The organism is Parabacteroides sp. Marseille-P3160, assembly GCF_900162725.1.
Taxonomy (GTDB): domain Bacteria; phylum Bacteroidota; class Bacteroidia; order Bacteroidales; family Tannerellaceae; genus Marseille-P3160.
This window is the reverse complement of sequence record NZ_LT799418.1, coordinates 4,404,199-4,422,648: the sequence shown is the minus strand read 5'-3', so window position 1 is coordinate 4,422,648 and position 18,450 is coordinate 4,404,199. Positions and strand designations below refer to the sequence as shown.

The following is an 18,450-nucleotide window of genomic DNA, read 5'->3' as shown; positions in this document are numbered from 1 at the left end:
GTTTATTTTTCAAAAAGCCGAAAAATCCATTGCCCTGCTTTCTCCCACTGTTCAGGATAAGTGTAATGAGCGATTTCAGGTATGATAAGCAACTCTTTGGGGGCTTTGATTTCATTATAGGCGGAGAATGTGGAGGTTGGCGGGCAGACCATGTCGTTATATCCGAAAGAGTAAAATCCGGGAACTTTCAGGTTGCGTGCAAAATTAACGACATCATAGTAACCAGTAGTCTTGGCTTTCTGTTCCAGAATGGCAGGGGAATCGGCCGTTTCGCGGAAAAGATGGGGCCATCCTCCGGCACGGCCATGGAGGTATCCGGTCAGATCGGAGAGGGCGGGATAGAAGGAAACCAGTCCCTTCACACGCGAATCCAGCGAGGCCGTGATGATAGCCAAAGCGCCGCCTTGGCTCCCTCCCTGCACAGCCAGGCGGGTTCCGTCGAACTCCGGCATGCTGTAAAGATAGTCGATTGCCCGGACGCAACCCAAGTAAACCCGTTTGTAATATACCTGATCCCGGTTATCCCAATTCTGCGCCGGATAATTGAGAAGGGCGGATTTCGACAGGTTGTCGTAAATAACGGGATCCAGCGTCACCGGGACGCCGTGAATCCCGATCTCCAGCGTAATGACTCCCTTTTCCGCCGTGGCGATATTTCCTTGGTAGGGACGTACTCCGGCTCCGGGAACAGAAAGAAGCGCCGGATATTTGCCCGGCGCCTTGGGCACGCATAATATCCCGTAGATGCGTGAACCGTAACTAAAGTTCTGCACATTTAATTCATATACGTTTACCGATCCCGTACAACGGCCCAGCAGGAGTGTCAACCGTGCGTCGATAGGTATTTTTGCATTTTCCGCTTTTGCTTTATCCCAAAAGGCAGTGAAGTCTTCCGGCAGGATGGCGGTCGGCCGGATCGACTGGACGTCAAAACCTGCGGTAGCCCGGCTTTCATATTCTTTCCCGTCATAGGTTACATAAACCCGGCAGCGCAGGAATCCGGGCTTCTCCATCGTTCCGGCGTCTACTTTGGTTTTCCCCTCTTTCAAGACAAGGGATTTTACCTGAAAGGGGGTCATCATATCGTAGGAAAGCTCGTAGCGGACAGCAACGTCTTTCATTGGGACACTGTTTTGCGTCACCAATATTTCGAAAGATGCTTTCTGACCGGTTTTATAATTCCAGTCCTCACTATTCGGCGTAATGGCTATCTTGATCATCCGCTCGGCAGGCTGGGCCGCAACAGAGCCGATGAACAAGCTGAAAAGGAAGGTAAATAAAAATGTTCTCATGGATCTAAAGATTTAAAATAACATTATGAACCGGATAAGACCTTAGGTCCATCTGTTTCTTATCTATTTCTTGTCAAAAATAAATATTTTCATTTAAAATAAGCCATAAAAGAGTCAAAAAAAGCAAACTCTTTGCCGATACTCTGTTGAAGATCTGAAAGGCCGGCTCAGGAAAGGACGGATTGCTACTAAAAGTGGTAGATATAAAACCCAAGCGGAAATGAGAAATAAGCATACCGGTCGCTTTCGTGTTCTTACGGCGTATTCCTAAGAATCATATCAGGAAAAAATGTTCCTGGACGGATTTGAAATAGAACCTGGAAATAATCAGGCGGTCGGCCCTTTCAAAAGGATGGGACAGGATACACCTCTTGTTTTCAATTGCCAGGAGATAGGAGATGTTGATAATTTGTTGTGGATTAATCTGCGTGAAAACAGAAGAAAACTTTAAAATATTCTCAACCGTAGTTCCTTGCCTTAATTGGATCGTTTGGTCGGCAAAAATGGCGAACCAGTACTTTTTTTCCTGGTCATACTCAAAGTAACCGATGTCTTCAAGCTGGACGGATTGAAAACCATTGATGGTGGAAATCAAATAATAAGAACTCTGTTTCGGTTGGAGCCTTTTAATAGCTTCTTCAAAGGCGTTTGGTTTGGCTTCCTTTTTCATATAATCAAGAAACCGGTTGATTACAAGAGAGAATTCATTTTCCGTATACGGCTTCAATAAATAATCGAAAGCGGATTCGCGCAGTGCATCCAATAAATATTTTTCGTAGGCCGTATAAAAGATTACTTGCATCGGCCATTTTATCGTTCCCCTCATCTCCCTCAAAAATTCGATTCCCGTTTTATCCGGCATTTCTACGTCCAGGAAGAGCAGGTCGGGTCTGTCGGCGAGGATTGCCCCTTTCCCTTTTTGGACATTCGAAGCTATATCGACAATTTCTATCCGGTTGGTTTTTTCTAACGACGCATGGAGGTTAGATATGCTGGTTGGTTCATCATCCATAATAATGGCTGTATATATTTTTTTCATTGGCATTTGTATTGGTAGTTGAAGGGAATAAATAGTTCGACGCTTGTCCCGTTTTGTTTTTCTTTATTTTTCTTTGATAGAGAAAAGGTTATTTTCTCCGCGTTTTGTAAGTTTAATATTTCTATTGTTTGGTTCAGTACTTTTAAACCGGTTCCTGTTCCAGATGTACGACTTTCTTTTTCCGGGTAATACCCTGTTCCGTTATCTGTAATCCGAACTTTTATGCCTGTCCCTTCTTTTCTTATTTTTATGACAACTGTCTTTTTACCCTCTACTTGAGATAAACCGTGTTTCAGGGCGTTTTCCACCGGTATTTGAAGCATCATCGGAATGATCTGGAGATGATCGGTATCTATATTTTCATCGATATCTCATTTTATCGTAAAATCTTCTCCGAACTTTTGTTTTTCCAATTCAATATAATCTTTTACAAAATCTATTTCATCCCCCAGTTTTATATTGATTTGCTCCTCCATTCCAAGGCACCTCCGAAGCAGGTGTGCGAATGTTAACAGATGGTTTTTCGTCTCTTTGTCGGCCCTGCTTATCTCTTGGTTTAAAATGTTAAGCATGAAATGAGGTGATATACGGTTGCGTATGTTGCTGATCCTGAATCGGGTGATTTGTTCCAGGTACTTCAGTTTCTGTCGGTAATGCCGTCTCTCCATAAAGAAATAGCCAAGTAAGCTCCCGGGCAGGATCAAAAAAATCAGGAGATTCCGGACATATACATCGTGTTTTAAGGACTCGATCTCCCTCTTTTGTCTTTGGATCAGCATTATTTTTTCCGATAGATCTGTTTCAGAGCGGATGGAGTGAAAAGAGTCTTCTGTTTTGTGCGCCGGGATGTATAGGCATAGCTTGGTTAAAGCCCCGCTTGAAAATAAAAAATTCTGTTCCAGCAGTAGGACGAGAGAATTTTTATTTTCTTTTTCAGTCATTGAAAGCTCGTTGCATTCAAGTGACTGTGGACATAATAGAAAAGACAGGCAAATGAGTAGAGTGCAAACAGCCATATTCTTTGATAGAATGTATTAAAATTTGATGTGACGAAAAGCTATAATGCAAAAATATATATAATTTAGCAAGCAAGGGTGAATGATCCTCTTTTTTATATTCATTGTTGCATTCGTGGAAAATGTGTTTACCGGCAAATAAAGAAAAATAGCTATCTTCTATATAATATTACTTCGTTAAAAATTTGATGAAGTTCCTCAAGGGACTTCTTCGTGACTTTATTTTTTGTGTTTTCTTGACACTAAAAGTCGTTATCTATCAAAAATAGTTTTTACTATAAATGAAAATTGTATATTTAGAGCAATATTAATGCATTAATACTTACCTTAAATGAGTTTTAAGCTATATAATCAGTATTTAGCTAAAGCCAGCAAATACATTCTTTTCTTTTTATTTGTGTTATATGGGTGCAAATATGATAAAGGCCAGATAACAAGGAATGTGGAGACCCCTATTTTTGTTGATTTTACAAAAATAAAAGAGACTGACCAATCAATCAAATTATCACAATTTGCCGATTCTATTCTTTATATCCGATTGTCGGACGAACCCTTGATTGGAGATCTTAAACATATTGCAGTCAGGATATTTGATGATACGATTTATCTGGATTATGATAACATTTTTAAATACTCACCTGAAGGAGCTTTCCTGAAAAAAATATTTAAAGAAGGAGCGGGGCCTCAAGAAGCAAAGAAAATACCAGGAGACTATGCTGTCTTTAATGGAGCCAGTAGATATCTCATATTCAGCAATTATTATAAATATCGATTTTATTCTGCTTATTCTTTTAATGGAGATTTTTTGTTTGAAATTGATAAAAAGAAAAATGAATTGGAAATAAAACATGTTTTAGCATATATTGATAATTTCGAAGTTTTCTCTTACGATCGTTCTTTTGTGGATCTTGATTCGGTGAATAATATCATAGGACCTTATATTTTCTATGTAATGAATCTTCGGGATAGTTCAATCGTTTATAAATACCCGAGTCCGGTTGCCAATGAAAAAATTCCGGGAAGAATGCGTGGAATAACTATGTACGATAAACAATTTATTCAAATTGACTCTACGCTATGGTTCTCCCAAAATGCGATTGATACGCTGTTCAAAACTACTGATTTTAAGTCTTTCCTCCCAAAGTATATATTTATTACAGATAAGTCTTTTTTTAATTTTCGTGAATGCATTCAATTAATGGTCGGTGAATTTGACAAATCAAGAGTTATGAATATGAAAATATTAACGGGTACACTACCTTTACCTGATGGAAGTTTATTATATTCTATAAATGATAAATTAGGATATGCGGATCATACCGGTAAAGCATCCGATTATTCCGGCAAACCGATTGTGAATGATATTGATCATTATCTAAAAACAATTGATTTATGCAATCGTATTAACCATAGGACTTTTTATGTATATAAAAATTATTTATACATTTTGGTAGATGCATTTTGCTTTCTTGATGAAGGTTGTCATCCTCCGTTTGATGATCTGAAAGAGGAAAGCAACCCCATACTTTTAAAAATTAAACTTAAAACATAACATTGTGGATATTTATAAAAAAATCAAATATCAATTTGATATGCATGATTCCGTACCTTTAAATGCATTGATCAATTTGAGGCAATTGGTGTTTGAAGGATAAACAGATATTTATTATCCTGAATTAAGGCTATGCCATAAGTTCTCAAAAGCCAATTTCTCTTTTGCTAAGCATCTAACTATTTCTTATCTACAGAAGACAAATCAATATTTATTGTGGCTATCCGGGATTGTCGGCAAGATCCGAAAACCAATGAAAAGAAAATCAAATAAAGAAAAATAGCTATCTTTGCCTGTCAATTGACGTGTACCCCTAATAAAACACCGTTATGATTCAATTCTTTCAGTCTTCTGTAGAAACCGTACTGGCGGTTGAAACGTTGAAAGGTTTATCTCCTGAAGACATTCAGAAATTAATTTGGCTATTTAGTGAGGCGACCCCGGTGGAGGGCGCTACCCTTGCGGGTTGGTTTGTCGGCCCACGTAGGGAAATGATTACTCCCTGGAGTACGAATGCTGTGGAAATTACGCAGAACATGGGAATCCGGGGGATTACTCGTATTGAGGAATATATCCCGGCGGCTTCCGGTGAAGCGGCGCATGATCCGATGCTACAACGGATTTATAAAGGCTTGGACCAGGGGCTGTTTACAATCAGCAAACAACCTGATCCGATTGTCTATATCGACGATCTGGCAGCCTATAATGAACAGGAAGGACTGGCGCTCAGCCAGGAGGAAATCGATTACCTGAAGGAGGTCAGCGCCAAGCTCGGACGGAAGTTGACGGATAGCGAAGTGTTCGGCTTTTCACAGGTGAATTCAGAACATTGCCGCCATAAGATTTTCAACGGCATTTTTGTCATTGACGGAGAAGAGAAGGAAAGCTCCTTGTTTAAACTGATAAAGAAAACCTCGGAGCTGAATCCGAATAAATTGGTTTCCGCTTATAAAGATAATGTAGCCTTCAATGCGGGGCCGGCGATCGAGCAGTTTGCTCCCCTTTCCGGTGACCGGCCGGATTTTTTCGCAGTCAAGGAGATCGAGACCGTACTTTCATTGAAGGCGGAAACACATAACTTCCCGACTACGGTGGAGCCCTTTAACGGAGCGGCAACCGGAACAGGCGGGGAGATCCGCGACCGGTTGGGCGGGGGGAAAGCTTCGTTGCCGATTGCCGGCACGGCGGTATATATGACTTCCTACCCGCGTACGGAAGGAACCCGTGAATGGGAAAAGATATTGGATCCACGTCCCTGGCTTTACCAGACGCCGGAGCAAATTCTAATCAAGGCGTCAAATGGCGCTTCGGATTTCGGGAATAAGTTCGGGCAACCGCTGATTTGCGGTTCGCTGCTCACTTTCGAGCATGCGGAGAACGAACGGAAATATGGGTATGACAAAGTGATTATGCTGGCCGGCGGGGTTGGTTTCGCTAATCGGCGAGACGCCTTGAAGGGCGATCCGAAGCCGGGAGAAAAGATTGTCGTTCTCGGGGGGGATAATTATCGTATCGGAATGGGTGGCGGTGCCGTCTCTTCAGTCAATACGGGACAATATACGAGCGGAATCGAGTTGAATGCCGTTCAGCGGGCGAATCCGGAAATGCAGAAACGGGTAGCGAATGTGATCCGTACAATTGCGGAATCGGATGAGAATCCGATCGTCTCGATTCATGACCATGGCGCCGGCGGTCATCTCAACTGCCTTTCCGAATTGGTGGAAGCAACCGGTGGCCATATCGATATCGACAAGCTGCCTGTCGGCGATCCGACGCTTTCGGCCAAGGAAATTATCGGGAATGAAAGCCAGGAACGCATGGGCTTGCTGATTCCCGGAAAAGCGGAGGAGAAAATCCGCCGGATTTCCGAACGGGAACGTGCGCCGATGTATGTGGTCGGCGAAACGACCGACGACATGAAGTTTGTTTTCGAACAGGCCGATGGTAAAAAGCCTATCGATATTGAATTGGAATATATGTTTGGTAAACCGCCGCGTACGGTCATGAAGGATCATACGGTGGAAAATACCTACCAGCCTGTCATATACAAGGAATCCGAGTTACATCATTATCTGGAGAATGTGCTGCAACTGGAGGCCGTAGCCTGCAAAGACTGGTTGACGAATAAGGTCGACCGGTCGGTTACGGGGCGTATTGCCCGCCAGCAATGCCAGGGGGAATTGCAACTCCCGTTGAGCGATCTTGGCGCCGTCGCGTTGGACTATCGCGGCAAAGCCGGGATGGCAACCTCCATCGGCCATGCGCCACAGGTAGCGCTGATCGATCCGGCTGCCGGGTCGGTGATGGCCATTGCCGAGGCATTGACGAATATTGTTTTTGCCCCGCTTACTGAACGGCTGGATAGCGTCAGCCTGAGCGCCAACTGGATGTGGCCTTGCCGGAATGAAGGCGAGGATGCCCGGCTGTATGCAGCAGTGGAAGCGGCTTCCGACTTTGCCTGCGCACTGGGAATCAATATCCCGACCGGAAAAGATTCCCTTTCCATGACGCAAAAATACGGGGATGACAAAGTTTTGTCACCCGGGACCGTTATTATCTCGGCCGGTGGCGAAGTGAGCGATATCCGGAAGATTGTTTCTCCGGTGCTGGCGTATGAAAAGAATTCATCTGTTTATTATATCGATTTTTCCTTCGACTCCTTCAAACTGGGAGGTTCCGCCTTCGCACAAGCTTTGAATAAGTTGGGTGACGAGGTGCCTACCGTTACGGATGCGGAATATTTCCGCGATGCATTCGATGCCGTCCAGGAAGCGATTGAGAAGGGGCTGATACTGGCCGGGCATGATATCTCTGCCGGAGGAATGCTGACAGCCTTGCTTGAAATGTGTTTTGCGAATATAGAGGGAGGATTGGAAGTCAATCTGGACGCTTTGGCGGAAAAAGACCTTATCAAGATACTTTTTGCCGAAAACCCGGGTATCCTGGTCCAAGTGAAGGACAAAAAGACATTTGAGAAACAGATGCGTGATGCCGGCATCGGATTTGCGCGCATTGCCAAACCGACTGACGAACGTCATATCCTTGTTTCGAAGGATGGTATCCAATATCATTTCGGTATAGACTATATGCGGGATGTATGGTATGAATCATCCTATAAACTGGATATCCAGCAAAGCGGTTCGCTTTGCGCCGGCAACCGGTTTGAAAATTACAAGATGCAACCCCTTCAATATCGTTTTAATAAGGACTTTACCGGTAAACTCTCTTCCTACGGCCTGTCGGCCGACCGCCGTAAGGCGAGCGGAATCAGGGCCGCCATTATCCGCGACAAGGGGACGAACGGGGATCGCGAAATGGCCTATTCGCTTTATCTGGCCGGCTTCGATGTGAAAGATGTCCATATGACCGATCTGGCTTCCGGACGGGAAACGCTGGATGACGTGCAGATGATCGTCTTTTGCGGAGGTTTCTCCAATTCCGATGTCCTGGGTTCGGCCAAGGGCTGGGCGGGAGGCATCCTCTACAATGAAAAGGCGAAAGCGGCAATCGACCGTTTCTATGCGCGGGAAGATACGCTGAGTTTAGGTATTTGCAATGGTTGCCAACTGATGGCGGAGCTCGGATTGTTGTACCCGGAGCACGAAAAAAAGCACAAAATGCTGCATAACGACTCCCATAAGTTCGAATCCGGCTTTATAGGTTTGGAGATACCGAAGAACCATTCCGTCATGTTAAGCTCACTTGCGGGCACGAAACTGGGTGTTTGGGTCGCCCACGGAGAAGGTAAGTTTTCCTTCCCGTATGAAGAAAAGGAATATCATATTATTGCAAGATATAATTACGACGGCTATCCGGCCAATCCTAACGGATCCCCCGGAGCGATTGCCGGCGTTTGTTCGAAAGACGGCCGTCATTTGGCCATGATGCCCCACCCGGAACGGGCCCTCTTTCCATGGCAATGCGGCTATTATCCCGAAGATCGGAAGAATAGGGACGAGGTAACGCCTTGGATAGAGGCTTTTGTTAATGCGCGGAAATGGATTGAAAGTAAAAACATACAATTAACAATTAACAACTAACATAATGAAGAAGCTGATTTTGCTACTGGTGTGCTTGGTCTCATTGGGTATTCAGGCGCAGGAGTTTCATTTCATACCGAAAGTAGGTATGAATATTGCCAATATGACAAATTCGGATGGAGCAGATCCGAGGATTGGTCTGAATATCGGTGTGAATGGGGAGTTTGCCCTTACCGAACGGTTTTCACTTGAACCCGGGGTCTATTATTCTATGCAAGGAGCGAAAAAATCTGAATCGGGTGTTACCGCCACTTTAAAGAATGATTATGTGAATATACCGGTATTGGGAAAGGTTTATGCCTATAAAGGATTGAATTTCTTCGCAGGCCCTCAAATCGGCTTTCTGGTAAACTCTAAGGCGAGCGGAAGTTATTCCGGTATTTCGGTCGATGTAGATACGAAAGATGCGTTTAAGACTATTGATTTCGCCCTGGTTTTCGGCGCCGGATATCAGACCGATCTCGGTTTGAACTTCTCGGTCAACTATAATTTAGGCTTGGCCAATACCTTTGATACCGGGAGCTTTGATTTTGGAGGACAACCAATTAATATGGAAGGGGAAAATTCCAAGAACAGCGTCTTCCAGGTCAATGTAGGCTGGCGATTCTGATTGCCCGATTGAGATAGAGAATTAGAGATCTGTTTTTTGAACTGAACTTATGAAAAAGGGATGCATCAAAAGTCTGACTTGTACTGAAAAAATCGAGTGTACTCAATAAAAAAACTGAGTGCACTCGATTTTCAGGGTGGCGCAATGCTTTTTGGGCATTCAGCCTCATGAATTTTGGCAGGATTTCTTTTTTTGACGCATCCTCTGATTTTGCTATGACTAATTAACCTTGGATGAGAGCGAAGAGATACATTGCAACTTTTTTATTCTTTTTTTTCGTTTATGTTGTAAATGCGCAGACTGACGCATTGCATTCCCGCATGGATTCATTGGCGAACGAAACCGCTGCATTAGATAAAGTGGTGAGGAAGTTGAGTCAATTTAAAGTGTCCGGCTATATTCAGGGCCAATATCAGTACGGACAGGAAAAAGCAACCTTGAAGGTTGGCGATAAGAACGAAAATACGGATGAAGGCTTCAACCGGATGGGAATCCGCAGGGGACGCATTAAATTTGAATATAACGACGGGCTGGGTATGGGGGCCGTACAATTGGAAGTGAATGACAAGGGTGTTGATTTCAGGGACCTGTACCTGGGGTTGAAAGACCCGTGGACGAAACGATCCGGTTTTCAGTTCGGATTCTTCAGTGTCCCTTTCGGCTATGAGGTCTGTTATTCCACCGGCCGGTTGGAATCGCCTGAACGGGCAACGATTATTCAGACTTTCTTTCCTGACGAGCGGGATCTGGGAGGAATGATCTCACTCCGTACCCCGAAAGCAACCGATCCGCTTCATTTTCTCAGCCTGGATTTCGGGCTGTTTGCCGGAAATGCGATTCATGCGGAGACTGATAACCGAAAAAACTTTATCGGCCGTTTGGGCGCGGAGGATTCTTTTGGTAACGGCGGAGAGTGGGGGGCCGGTTTCTCTTATTATAACGGTAGTGTTTATAACCCGACGACCGAAGTCTATACATTGGACGGTAAGCAGTTTGTCAAATCGGAAAAAGAGAAGCCGGGCACTTATCTGAAACGGGAATACTTTGGCCTTGACGCCCATATCAGTTTTATCTCATCATTCGGCAAGACAACGCTTCGCGCAGAAGGCCTGATCGGGACGCAGCCGGGCATTGCCGGCAGTAGTAAAAGCCCCAATGCGGGCACCCGGCCGGAGAACCTGCCGGAGAATGCTTTATATAAGCGGCCTGTCCTGGGTTACTTTTTCTATTTGATACAGGATATCGGCGAAACGCCCTTCTCCGCCGTCTTGAAATATGACGCTTATGATCCGAATACGAAAATAGAGAAGGAGGAGATTGGCGCTTCCGGCAGCTATGCCACCCGGACGGATCTGGCGCAGAATACGTGGGGCCTCGGAGCTTTATATCGTTTCAGTAAAAATATCCGGCTCCAGGCCTATTATGAAATCAATACGAATGAGAAAAGCAGCTTTGTCGAAGGCTACGAAAAAGACAGGAAAGACAATGTTTTCACCTTACGCCTTCAATATCTATTTTAGCCGGTTAAATTTCCGCATGGGGATGGTTGATCTCGTCGAGTTCCACCAATTTGTTAACAATCGCGTAGATTGTCAGGCCGCTGGCGCTTCGTATTTGCAATTTACGGGCAATATTCCGTCGGTGGGTGATCACGGTATGCGTTGAGAGGAACAGCTTGTCCGCGATTTCCCTGTTAGTCATCCCTTTGACGACGCAGACGACGATTTCCTTCTCGCGCGTGCTTAATGTCTGCTGTTCTTCCGCATTGTCCTTTTCCTCATTTTGCTCATTCAGTCGTTCCAGTTTCTGTTCGATATCTTCCACGCTGTCATAAATATTGATGTTTTCATCATATTGGCTTAAAGTCGCCGGATCGAGGAGGCTTGAGACAAGGGCAATATAACGTATCGGCGTATTGATGTGCTCCTTTAGCCGGAGAAGTTCGAAATTACCGAGGAACAGAGGATTGATAAATAACAGATCCGGTTGCATTTTCTTGACCGTGTCGATCAACAGTTCGGCAGAGGGGATTTCAATCAGTTGTATTTTAATATTGTGGGTCCGCTTTAGAATAACTTCGAAGCCGCTTCTGATAACAAAGGACGGTTCTGCTATCGCGATTTTCAGATTTGTTATGTTCATTGAAGTCAGGCGTTAATCTCTTTTTCTAACTCTAAAATGGCCGGAACGAACAAGCTGTCTTCCACAATATTGTGTGAAGCCAAGTCTTGTTCCGTGTCAAAGATGTCATATAATACACTATTTAATAGATGGCCGCCGTCTATCGGATAATATTTTATGAGGATATTTTTCAGTTCTACAATTTTCAATTCAATCTGGTCGTGCCGTTTCTTGAACACCGTAATATTATAATGCGGATCTTTTTCGCCGGCCAACAATTTCCTGACGTAAGGGAATACCGTATGTTCTTCGTACATCATGTGTTTATTGACTTCCTCCGCATATTCGTCGAAGAAGCGTGTTATTACGAAAGCGACGTCCTTAGGACAATCCTTGATAGCTTCAACTAGTTTCCGGCGGATATTAGGCAGCCGGAAATTCAGGAAATAGTCGTGCGCATGTTGTAGGTAAACGATCAGGTGCTCTTTGGAAAGCGTCTTATAGTCTATTTTTGGCGGTACTTCCTCTAGTAAGAAGTTGACGACCGCAAGGAATGTAGGTGCATGAACGCCGTTTTCTTTACAAACCTCCTTAATACTCTTTTCTCCAACCCCGATAGGAATGCCAAAACGGCTCATTACGAGCAGCATGGAGTAGTTGTCACTAATCAGGTCGCTCATTTTATCCGTTTCTTTATATCTTGTTTTATGTAACATCTTTTTTCCGTTTGAAAATTATATAGGTATTCAAAGGTACTTTTTTTCTTTCATTCTATAGGTAATTGCGGATAAAAAGATTTTATTATTGCCATTGAGCCTTAACAAAAGTACAAAAAGGAGCGGAAAAAGTGAAACAATTGATTTTTTATTAATCCTGGCAGGTAGGAGAGGCTTGCAATAAAACAAGTGTCTTGAATTTACTTATGAAACTTCGGAAAGTTTCTTTGTCGGCTGAGTTTTATAACCGGAGGCAATGCTTCCGTTCTTTACTTTTTTAACATTTAAAGTTTTTCTTTTTTTACTGTAATAACTGTTTGTTAATTATTGGATTGTGAGTGTATTTTGGGTGTATTGAGATTTCATTTTCAAAGAAGGGTAAACTAATATTAATAAAACGGAAGATATAATTTACCTTTTTTGTGTGAATATTAAACTAAAACCTGCGTTATTTGTTTCGATATAAACAGGATATAATTTCTATGAAAAAGTCTATGATTTGGTTACTTGCCGGTGTGATGGCTTTTGCTTTTTCAGGATTACTTTTCCTGCAAGCTAAATATATCAGCACTATATTCAGCACAAGCAGTGAAAAGTTCAATGAAACGGTAAAGGCGAGTTTGCGCCAGGTAGCGAAAACGCTGGAGTTGGACGAGACTCGCAAGTATCTGGAAGAGGATATTAAGCGGAATCAACTAGGCTATATGTACCAGAATGCGCCGGACCCGAAAAAGGTAGGACAAAGCATTCGCCAGGAGAATCATCAGCTTCGCGTAATCCGTCAGGCAGACGGCAGCTACCTGCATATTGAACTGCAAGAGCAGTTTTCTACTACAGAGGAGCCGCTTTCCACTCTGAAGGCTCCTCCGAAGGACACGAAAAAAGATTTGGTGAATGCCTCCGAAGAAATACAGAAGACGCTTATGCAGCGCTATAGTTATCAGGGAGGTTTGGTGGACGAGGTCATTTATTCGATTGTGCAGACAGCTAACTTAAAACCGATTAATGAACGTGTCGATTTTAAAAAATTGAATAATTACCTAAAAGCGGAATTAATTAACAATGGTTTAAACTTACCATTTGTCTTTTCGGTTATAAATAAAGACGGGGTGTCAGTTTATCAGAGTGATACGTTGTTGAAGAAACCGAATGCCTCGGAAATGTTCACGCAGGTACTCTTTCCGGGTGATCTTCCGTCGAAGCAGAATTATATAAGGGTTTATTTTCCGACGAAAAGTGACTATATACGGGGTACGATTACATTTATTGTCCCGTCAGTAGCTTTTTCTTTGATTCTATTGATAACGTTTATTTTTACCCTTTTTATAATCTTTCGTCAAAAGAAACTTTCGGAGATGAAGAATGATTTTATAAATAACATGACGCACGAACTTAAAACGCCGGTATCTACCATTTCGCTGGCAGCGCAGATGATGAAAGATACCGATATAACGAAAAGTCCGGAAGTCTTTAAACACATATCGACCGTTATTAATGACGAGACAAAACGCTTGGGATTCCTTGTTGAAAAGGTACTGCAAATGTCTCTGTTTGAAAAGCAAAAAGCTGCTTTCAAATTGAAAGAGTTGGATGCTAACGATCTGGTCGCCAGTGTAGCGAATACCTTTACGCTGAAGGTTGAAAAATACGGAGGAACGATCGATGTAGATCTGGAGGCAGAGGATTCGAGAATTTATGTTGATGAGATGCATATCACGAACGTGTTGTTTAATTTGCTGGATAATGCCGTGAAATACAGGCAACCGGATGTCCCGTTGAATTTGATGGTACGTACGCGGAATGAAACTGGGAAATTGGTTATTTCGGTCGAGGATAACGGAATCGGAATAAAGAAAGAATATCTGAAAAAGGTCTTCGACCGTTTTTTCAGAGTACCGACGGGAAATGTGCATGATGTGAAGGGATTCGGGCTGGGGCTTGCCTATGTCCGTAAGATTGTGGAAGATCATTTCGGGAGTATTCGTGCGGAAGTCGGCGACAATAATGTAGGAACAAAATTTATTATTACTTTACCCCTTATTAAAAATTAGTTTATGGAAGAAAAGCTAAAGATCTTCTTTTGTGAAGACGATGAAAATTTAGGAATGCTTTTAAGAGAATACTTACAAGCAAAAGGTTATGTGACGGATCTGTTCTCCGACGGAGAAGCTGGCTACAAGGGCTTTACCAAAGGCAAATATGACCTTTGCGTATTGGATGTGATGATGCCTAAAAAAGATGGATTTACGTTGGCGCAGGAAATACGTTCGTTGAACCCGGATATACCCATTATCTTCCTGACGGCTAAGACGATGAAGGAAGACATTCTGGAAGGGTTCAAAATAGGTGCGGATGACTATCTGACGAAGCCTTTCAGCATGGAAGAGTTGTTGCTTCGTATCGAAGCGATCCTTCGCCGTGTAAAAGGGAAAAAATTGAAAGATGTTCCTTTCTATAAGTTAGGAAATTTCCTGTTCGATACGCAAAAGCAAACGCTTGCCATCGGTGATAAGGTGACCAAGTTGACGACCAAGGAATGTGAACTGCTGAGCCTGCTCTGCGCCCACGCCAACGAAATACTGGAACGTAACTATGCACTGAAGACTATCTGGGTGGATGATAACTATTTCAATGCACGTAGCATGGATGTCTACATTACGAAACTTCGTAAACTGTTGAAAGACGATCCGGGCATTGAAATCATCAATATCCACGGAAAAGGTTATAAGCTGATCACCCCGAACGGCGACGAACAAGCCCGTGAAGAAGGCATCCAGGTGCTGTAAAAGGGGACTCTCTATAGAAAGGAAAGGCCGTGTCATCATGACACGGCCTTTCCTTTTATCATAGGAATGAGGTTAGGCAAGCAAGCGCTTTACCGTATCCGAAATCAGGCGGCCTTCGGCCTTTCCTGCAAGGGTTTTGTTGGCTGCTCCCATGACTTTGCCCATGTCTTTCAGGCTGGAAGCTCCTGTCTCTGCAATAATTTTCTTCAGTTCGGCTTCCAGCTCTTCCGGGGATAATTGCTTGGGAAGATAGGCTTCCAGCACTTTTACCTGCTGTAATTCCTCTTCGGCAAGGTCTTCGCGATTTTGTCCGCTATAGATTCCGGCGGAATCTTTCCCTTGTTTAACTAATTTCTGGATGATTTTTACGGCGTCCTCATCTGTTAGGGTATCGTTGGCTCCCGGAGCCGTCTTGGCTTCCAGGAAAAATTTCTTTGCATTGCGAAGCGCTTCCAGTCTTACTTTGTCTTTTGCTAACATGGCGGCTTTGATGTCGTCGCTGATTTGATCAAATAAACTCATCTCTTTTATTTTTTTAGTCTGTCTATAATTTTTTTTACCTGAAACTGATCCGGTTATTGTCCGAGGGGGAGGCGTTTTTCCGTTTGGCAGAAGGCTCTTCCGTCTTGATTGCGCTCGGCGCGATCTCTCCGGAAAGCCTGCTCCTGGTACGTGAAATAATCTTTGGATCCCGGTTATAAGTCGGATTGTCCTCCATTACGGAAATCAGATTGTCGTCATCCAACTCCTCGGGGGATAAGACCACTACATTTACGCGTGTAGACATGCGTCGGATTTGTGCTCCGAAGTTTCGGTAATATTTTTCAATTAATTTCTTTTTCTCTTTTTCCTTCTTCAGGCGTTCATCTTCTTCCTGCAACTCCTGTTCTGTCATCCGGACGGCCTCGGCATGATGCTTATTGGCTATTTCAGGAATATCGTCTACCCCGAAACCGGTAGCAAGCAGAGTTATTTTCACATGGTTATCGAGCGTATCGTCAATCGCCGTTCCCCAGATCACTTCGATATCGCGGCCGAAACGCGCCATGAAGTCTTTAATGTCATTGACTTCATCAACCAATAGTTCCGCCGATTTGCTGAATGAAATATTGAACAGGATCTTCTTGGCATTGAAGATGTCGTTATTGTTCAGCAAGGGAGAATTCAAGGCGTCTTTGATGGCTTTCTGCACGCGGCCTTCCCCTTCTCCGAAGCCGTTACTCATGAGGGCGACTCCTCCGTTGCTCATCGTCGTGTGTACGTCGGCGAAATCGAGATTGATGATTCCCGGCAAGGTAATGATCTCGGCAATGCTTTTGGCCGCAATGGTTAGGGTATCGTCCGCTTTGCCGAAAGCGTTTGTAATCGTAAGATCCGAGTAGATTTCCAGCAAACGCTCATTGTTGATGACCAGCAGCGCATCTACATTCTTGGCTATTTCCTCGACTCCGTTCAGCGCCTGGATAATCTTCGGCTCTCCTTCGAACATGAAGGGAATGGTCACGATGCCGACCGTAAGGATACCCATGTCCTTGGCTATCTTAGCGATAACAGGAGCCGCTCCCGTACCGGTACCACCTCCCATTCCGGCAGTAATGAAGACCATCTTTGTACCGTCACTCAGCATCTTCTTGATCTCTTCCTTGCTCTCTTCGGCTGCCATCCTTGCCCGTTCCGGTTTGTTCCCGGCTCCCAGGCCTTGCGTGATTTCGCGTCCCAGTGTCAGCTTAAAAGGGACATCCGAACGGCTGAGCGCTTGGTTATCCGTGTTGCACAAAACAAAGGAAACATCATGAATGCCCTCCTGGTACATGTGGGTGACTGCATTCCCTCCTCCTCCGCCTACGCCTATTACTTTGATAATCCTGGGCGTTTCGGTTGGATAGTCAAATTTGAATATCGTATCTTCCATTGCTTTCCGTTTTTATTTCGTGTTATTTTTATCCCTCATCCTCGTCGAACAAACCTTTACCCAAGTCATCAAAACGCTTCTTAAGGTTACCGAACAAGCCTACCGACTTTTTCTTTTCCTTTGGCTTATTTAGGTCTTTCTTTATCCGGGTTTCTTCTTCTGTTTCTACAGCTGCGTTTTCGACCGTAATGGTCTCTTGTTTAGGCGGAGCGTAGGAGGCGCAGTTTTCGGTTCCCTCCAGTAACAGTCCGACTCCGACCAGAAATTCGGGGTTATTCGCAAAGATGGAGCCATTTTCTACCAACCCTTTGCGAAGGGAGGAGAAGCGTACGTCCATTTTAAATCGTTCGCGTATGGCTTCCGGTAAATTTTTCAAGGCTGCGCCACCACCGCTTAGGATGATACCTGCGCCTAAGGAGTCAATCGAGCCGGTAGCCTCCAGACGAGCATAGACATTTTCGATGATTTCCTTGACTCTCGCTTCGATGATGGTGTTGAGATCGCCTATGCTGATCTCACGGATCCCCATCCCTTCCGATGAATTCAGTTGGATCTGGAAATCGCTATCTTTATTGACGATGGCGCTTCCGTAAGTCACTTTCAGGCGTTCCGCCTCGGACTCGACGATATGAAGGCTGGTAATGTCCTTGGTGATCACATGGCCTCCGAAAGGAATGACCGACAGGTCGACCAGTTTTCCGTTCTTAAAGACGGACAAAGTAGTTACTCCCGCTCCAAAACCGATGAGGGCGCAACCTAAGTTTTTTTCGTCCTCACTCAGCACCGCGTTTGCCAAGGCGAGGGGAGAGACGATAAATCCGGCAATATCGATCCCAGCACGTTCTTTTATACTGTTGATCGTCAGCCTGCGGAGCGAAGGGCGGCCGACAATCAGCTTGTAGTGTGCCTCTATCCGGCTGCAGGGAATTCCGACCGGATTCGGCTCTTGTTTATCATCCAGAAGGTAATCCGGAGAGACGATCGACAGGACGTCCAGCATATCCGGGCGATAGGCCTGGCATTCTTTGGATAACGCATTGATCTCTTCAGAAGTGACAACGCCGTCTTTCCCCAAGGTTTTTACGACGGAATAATCTATCGAATGAATAGATTGTCCGCCGAGACCGATATAGACCTTTGCGATCTGGGAGCCGTTGAGTTTGTTTTCCAACTTGCGAATCAGTCGTTTCACCTTATTCGCCGTCTCCTCGACGTTGTATACACATCCCCGACGAATGCAAGAAGCCGAGTTCTCTATTTCGTAAGCCAAAATGGAAAAAGCTCCGGCACTGTTTTTAGCTCCCACCATACCGACGATGTGGGACGTCCCCAAGTCTATCGCTGCTATAAAGTCCGTGTATGACAT

Annotated in this window: 15 protein-coding genes; 6 read left to right on the top strand and 9 right to left on the bottom strand. The window is 44.2% G+C overall.

Annotated elements, in window-relative coordinates:
* Nucleotides 1-2 precede the first annotated feature (2 nt).
* From BQ8014_RS17705 to BQ8014_RS17690, 4 genes are all read right to left on the bottom strand, one after another.
* A complete protein-coding gene (locus tag BQ8014_RS17705) occupies nucleotides 3-1,292 on the bottom strand; it encodes an acetylxylan esterase (RefSeq protein ID WP_080905518.1) in 1,290 nt (429 codons plus the stop codon).
* Nucleotides 1,293-1,566: 274 nt separating this feature from the next.
* Nucleotides 1,567-2,331: a LytR/AlgR family response regulator transcription factor gene (locus BQ8014_RS17700; protein ID WP_160150122.1), complete on the bottom strand. Its 765-nt coding sequence runs from the start codon at nucleotides 2,329-2,331 to the stop codon at nucleotides 1,567-1,569.
* Nucleotides 2,328-2,639, bottom strand: a complete 312-nt coding sequence (locus BQ8014_RS17695; protein WP_160150121.1) for an ATP-binding protein — start codon at nucleotides 2,637-2,639, stop codon at nucleotides 2,328-2,330. Before BQ8014_RS17695 ends, BQ8014_RS17700 begins: the two co-directional genes overlap by 4 nt.
* A gap of 63 nt (nucleotides 2,640-2,702) precedes the next feature.
* Complete coding sequence (locus BQ8014_RS17690) at nucleotides 2,703-3,272, bottom strand: histidine kinase (RefSeq protein WP_160150120.1); 570 nt, start codon at nucleotides 3,270-3,272, stop codon at nucleotides 2,703-2,705.
* A 406-nt stretch (nucleotides 3,273-3,678) separates the two neighbouring features.
* On the opposite strand from BQ8014_RS17690, the gene BQ8014_RS17685 reads away from it, so the two are divergent.
* From BQ8014_RS17685 to BQ8014_RS17670, 4 genes are all read left to right on the top strand, one after another.
* The gene (locus tag BQ8014_RS17685) at nucleotides 3,679-4,899 is read left to right on the top strand and encodes a hypothetical protein (RefSeq protein WP_080905514.1); all 1,221 of its coding nucleotides are present in this window, start codon (nucleotides 3,679-3,681) and stop codon (nucleotides 4,897-4,899) included.
* Between the two features lie 329 nt (nucleotides 4,900-5,228).
* Nucleotides 5,229-8,939 carry a phosphoribosylformylglycinamidine synthase gene (gene purL, locus BQ8014_RS17680; protein WP_080905513.1) on the top strand — a complete coding sequence of 1,237 codons (3,711 nt, stop codon included), beginning with the start codon at nucleotides 5,229-5,231 and terminating at the stop codon, nucleotides 8,937-8,939.
* A 4-nt stretch (nucleotides 8,940-8,943) separates the two neighbouring features.
* Entirely contained in the window at nucleotides 8,944-9,549 is a 606-nt protein-coding gene (locus tag BQ8014_RS17675; RefSeq protein WP_080905512.1) for a porin family protein, read from the top strand.
* 233 nt (nucleotides 9,550-9,782) lie between these two features.
* Entirely contained in the window at nucleotides 9,783-11,069 is a 1,287-nt protein-coding gene (locus BQ8014_RS17670) for a hypothetical protein (protein WP_080905511.1), read from the top strand.
* 4 nt (nucleotides 11,070-11,073) lie between these two features.
* Here BQ8014_RS17670 and BQ8014_RS17665 read toward each other — a convergent pair whose 3' ends face one another.
* Together BQ8014_RS17665 and BQ8014_RS17660 are read right to left on the bottom strand one after the other, a co-directional pair.
* Nucleotides 11,074-11,691 (bottom strand): helix-turn-helix transcriptional regulator, encoded by a 618-nt coding sequence (locus BQ8014_RS17665; RefSeq protein WP_080905510.1) that lies wholly within the window; start codon nucleotides 11,689-11,691, stop codon nucleotides 11,074-11,076.
* Nucleotides 11,692-11,696: 5 nt separating this feature from the next.
* Nucleotides 11,697-12,386 (bottom strand): hemerythrin domain-containing protein, encoded by a 690-nt coding sequence (locus BQ8014_RS17660; protein ID WP_080905509.1) that lies wholly within the window; start codon nucleotides 12,384-12,386, stop codon nucleotides 11,697-11,699.
* A gap of 482 nt (nucleotides 12,387-12,868) precedes the next feature.
* Here BQ8014_RS17660 and BQ8014_RS17655 point away from each other — a divergent pair, with 482 nt between their 5' ends.
* The gene (locus tag BQ8014_RS17655; RefSeq protein ID WP_080905508.1) at nucleotides 12,869-14,437 is read left to right on the top strand and encodes a sensor histidine kinase; all 1,569 of its coding nucleotides are present in this window, start codon (nucleotides 12,869-12,871) and stop codon (nucleotides 14,435-14,437) included.
* Between the two features lie 3 nt (nucleotides 14,438-14,440).
* Nucleotides 14,441-15,172: a response regulator transcription factor RprY gene (locus BQ8014_RS17650; protein WP_080905507.1), complete on the top strand. Its 732-nt coding sequence runs from the start codon at nucleotides 14,441-14,443 to the stop codon at nucleotides 15,170-15,172.
* 72 nt (nucleotides 15,173-15,244) lie between these two features.
* Here BQ8014_RS17650 and BQ8014_RS17645 read toward each other — a convergent pair whose 3' ends face one another.
* The 3 genes from BQ8014_RS17645 to ftsA are packed head-to-tail and all read right to left on the bottom strand — an operon-like array spanning nucleotide 15,245 to nucleotide 18,450.
* Nucleotides 15,245-15,694: a GatB/YqeY domain-containing protein gene (locus tag BQ8014_RS17645; RefSeq protein ID WP_080905506.1), complete on the bottom strand. Its 450-nt coding sequence runs from the start codon at nucleotides 15,692-15,694 to the stop codon at nucleotides 15,245-15,247.
* Between the two features lie 34 nt (nucleotides 15,695-15,728).
* The gene (gene ftsZ / locus BQ8014_RS17640; RefSeq protein WP_080905505.1) at nucleotides 15,729-17,084 is read right to left on the bottom strand and encodes a cell division protein FtsZ; all 1,356 of its coding nucleotides are present in this window, start codon (nucleotides 17,082-17,084) and stop codon (nucleotides 15,729-15,731) included.
* A gap of 28 nt (nucleotides 17,085-17,112) precedes the next feature.
* Nucleotides 17,113-18,450 carry a cell division protein FtsA gene (gene ftsA / locus BQ8014_RS17635; RefSeq protein ID WP_080905504.1) on the bottom strand — a complete coding sequence of 446 codons (1,338 nt, stop codon included), beginning with the start codon at nucleotides 18,448-18,450 and terminating at the stop codon, nucleotides 17,113-17,115.

Coding starts and splice junctions, on each gene's coding strand:
- BQ8014_RS17705 (WP_080905518.1), bottom strand. CDS start 1,292: ATGAGAACATTTTTATTTACCTTCCTTTTCAGCTTGTTCATCGGCTCT.
- BQ8014_RS17700 (WP_160150122.1), bottom strand. CDS start 2,331: ATGAAAAAAATATATACAGCCATTATTATGGATGATGAACCAACCAGC.
- BQ8014_RS17690 (WP_160150120.1), bottom strand. CDS start 3,272: ATGACTGAAAAAGAAAATAAAAATTCTCTCGTCCTACTGCTGGAACAG.
- BQ8014_RS17685 (WP_080905514.1), top strand. CDS start 3,679: ATGAGTTTTAAGCTATATAATCAGTATTTAGCTAAAGCCAGCAAATAC.
- purL (WP_080905513.1), top strand. CDS start 5,229: ATGATTCAATTCTTTCAGTCTTCTGTAGAAACCGTACTGGCGGTTGAA.
- BQ8014_RS17675 (WP_080905512.1), top strand. CDS start 8,944: ATGAAGAAGCTGATTTTGCTACTGGTGTGCTTGGTCTCATTGGGTATT.
- BQ8014_RS17670 (WP_080905511.1), top strand. CDS start 9,783: ATGAGAGCGAAGAGATACATTGCAACTTTTTTATTCTTTTTTTTCGTT.
- BQ8014_RS17665 (WP_080905510.1), bottom strand. CDS start 11,691: ATGAACATAACAAATCTGAAAATCGCGATAGCAGAACCGTCCTTTGTT.
- BQ8014_RS17660 (WP_080905509.1), bottom strand. CDS start 12,386: ATGTTACATAAAACAAGATATAAAGAAACGGATAAAATGAGCGACCTG.
- BQ8014_RS17655 (WP_080905508.1), top strand. CDS start 12,869: ATGAAAAAGTCTATGATTTGGTTACTTGCCGGTGTGATGGCTTTTGCT.
- BQ8014_RS17650 (WP_080905507.1), top strand. CDS start 14,441: ATGGAAGAAAAGCTAAAGATCTTCTTTTGTGAAGACGATGAAAATTTA.
- BQ8014_RS17645 (WP_080905506.1), bottom strand. CDS start 15,694: ATGAGTTTATTTGATCAAATCAGCGACGACATCAAAGCCGCCATGTTA.
- ftsZ (WP_080905505.1), bottom strand. CDS start 17,084: ATGGAAGATACGATATTCAAATTTGACTATCCAACCGAAACGCCCAGG.
- ftsA (WP_080905504.1), bottom strand. CDS start 18,450: ATGTCATACACGGACTTTATAGCAGCGATAGACTTGGGGACGTCCCAC.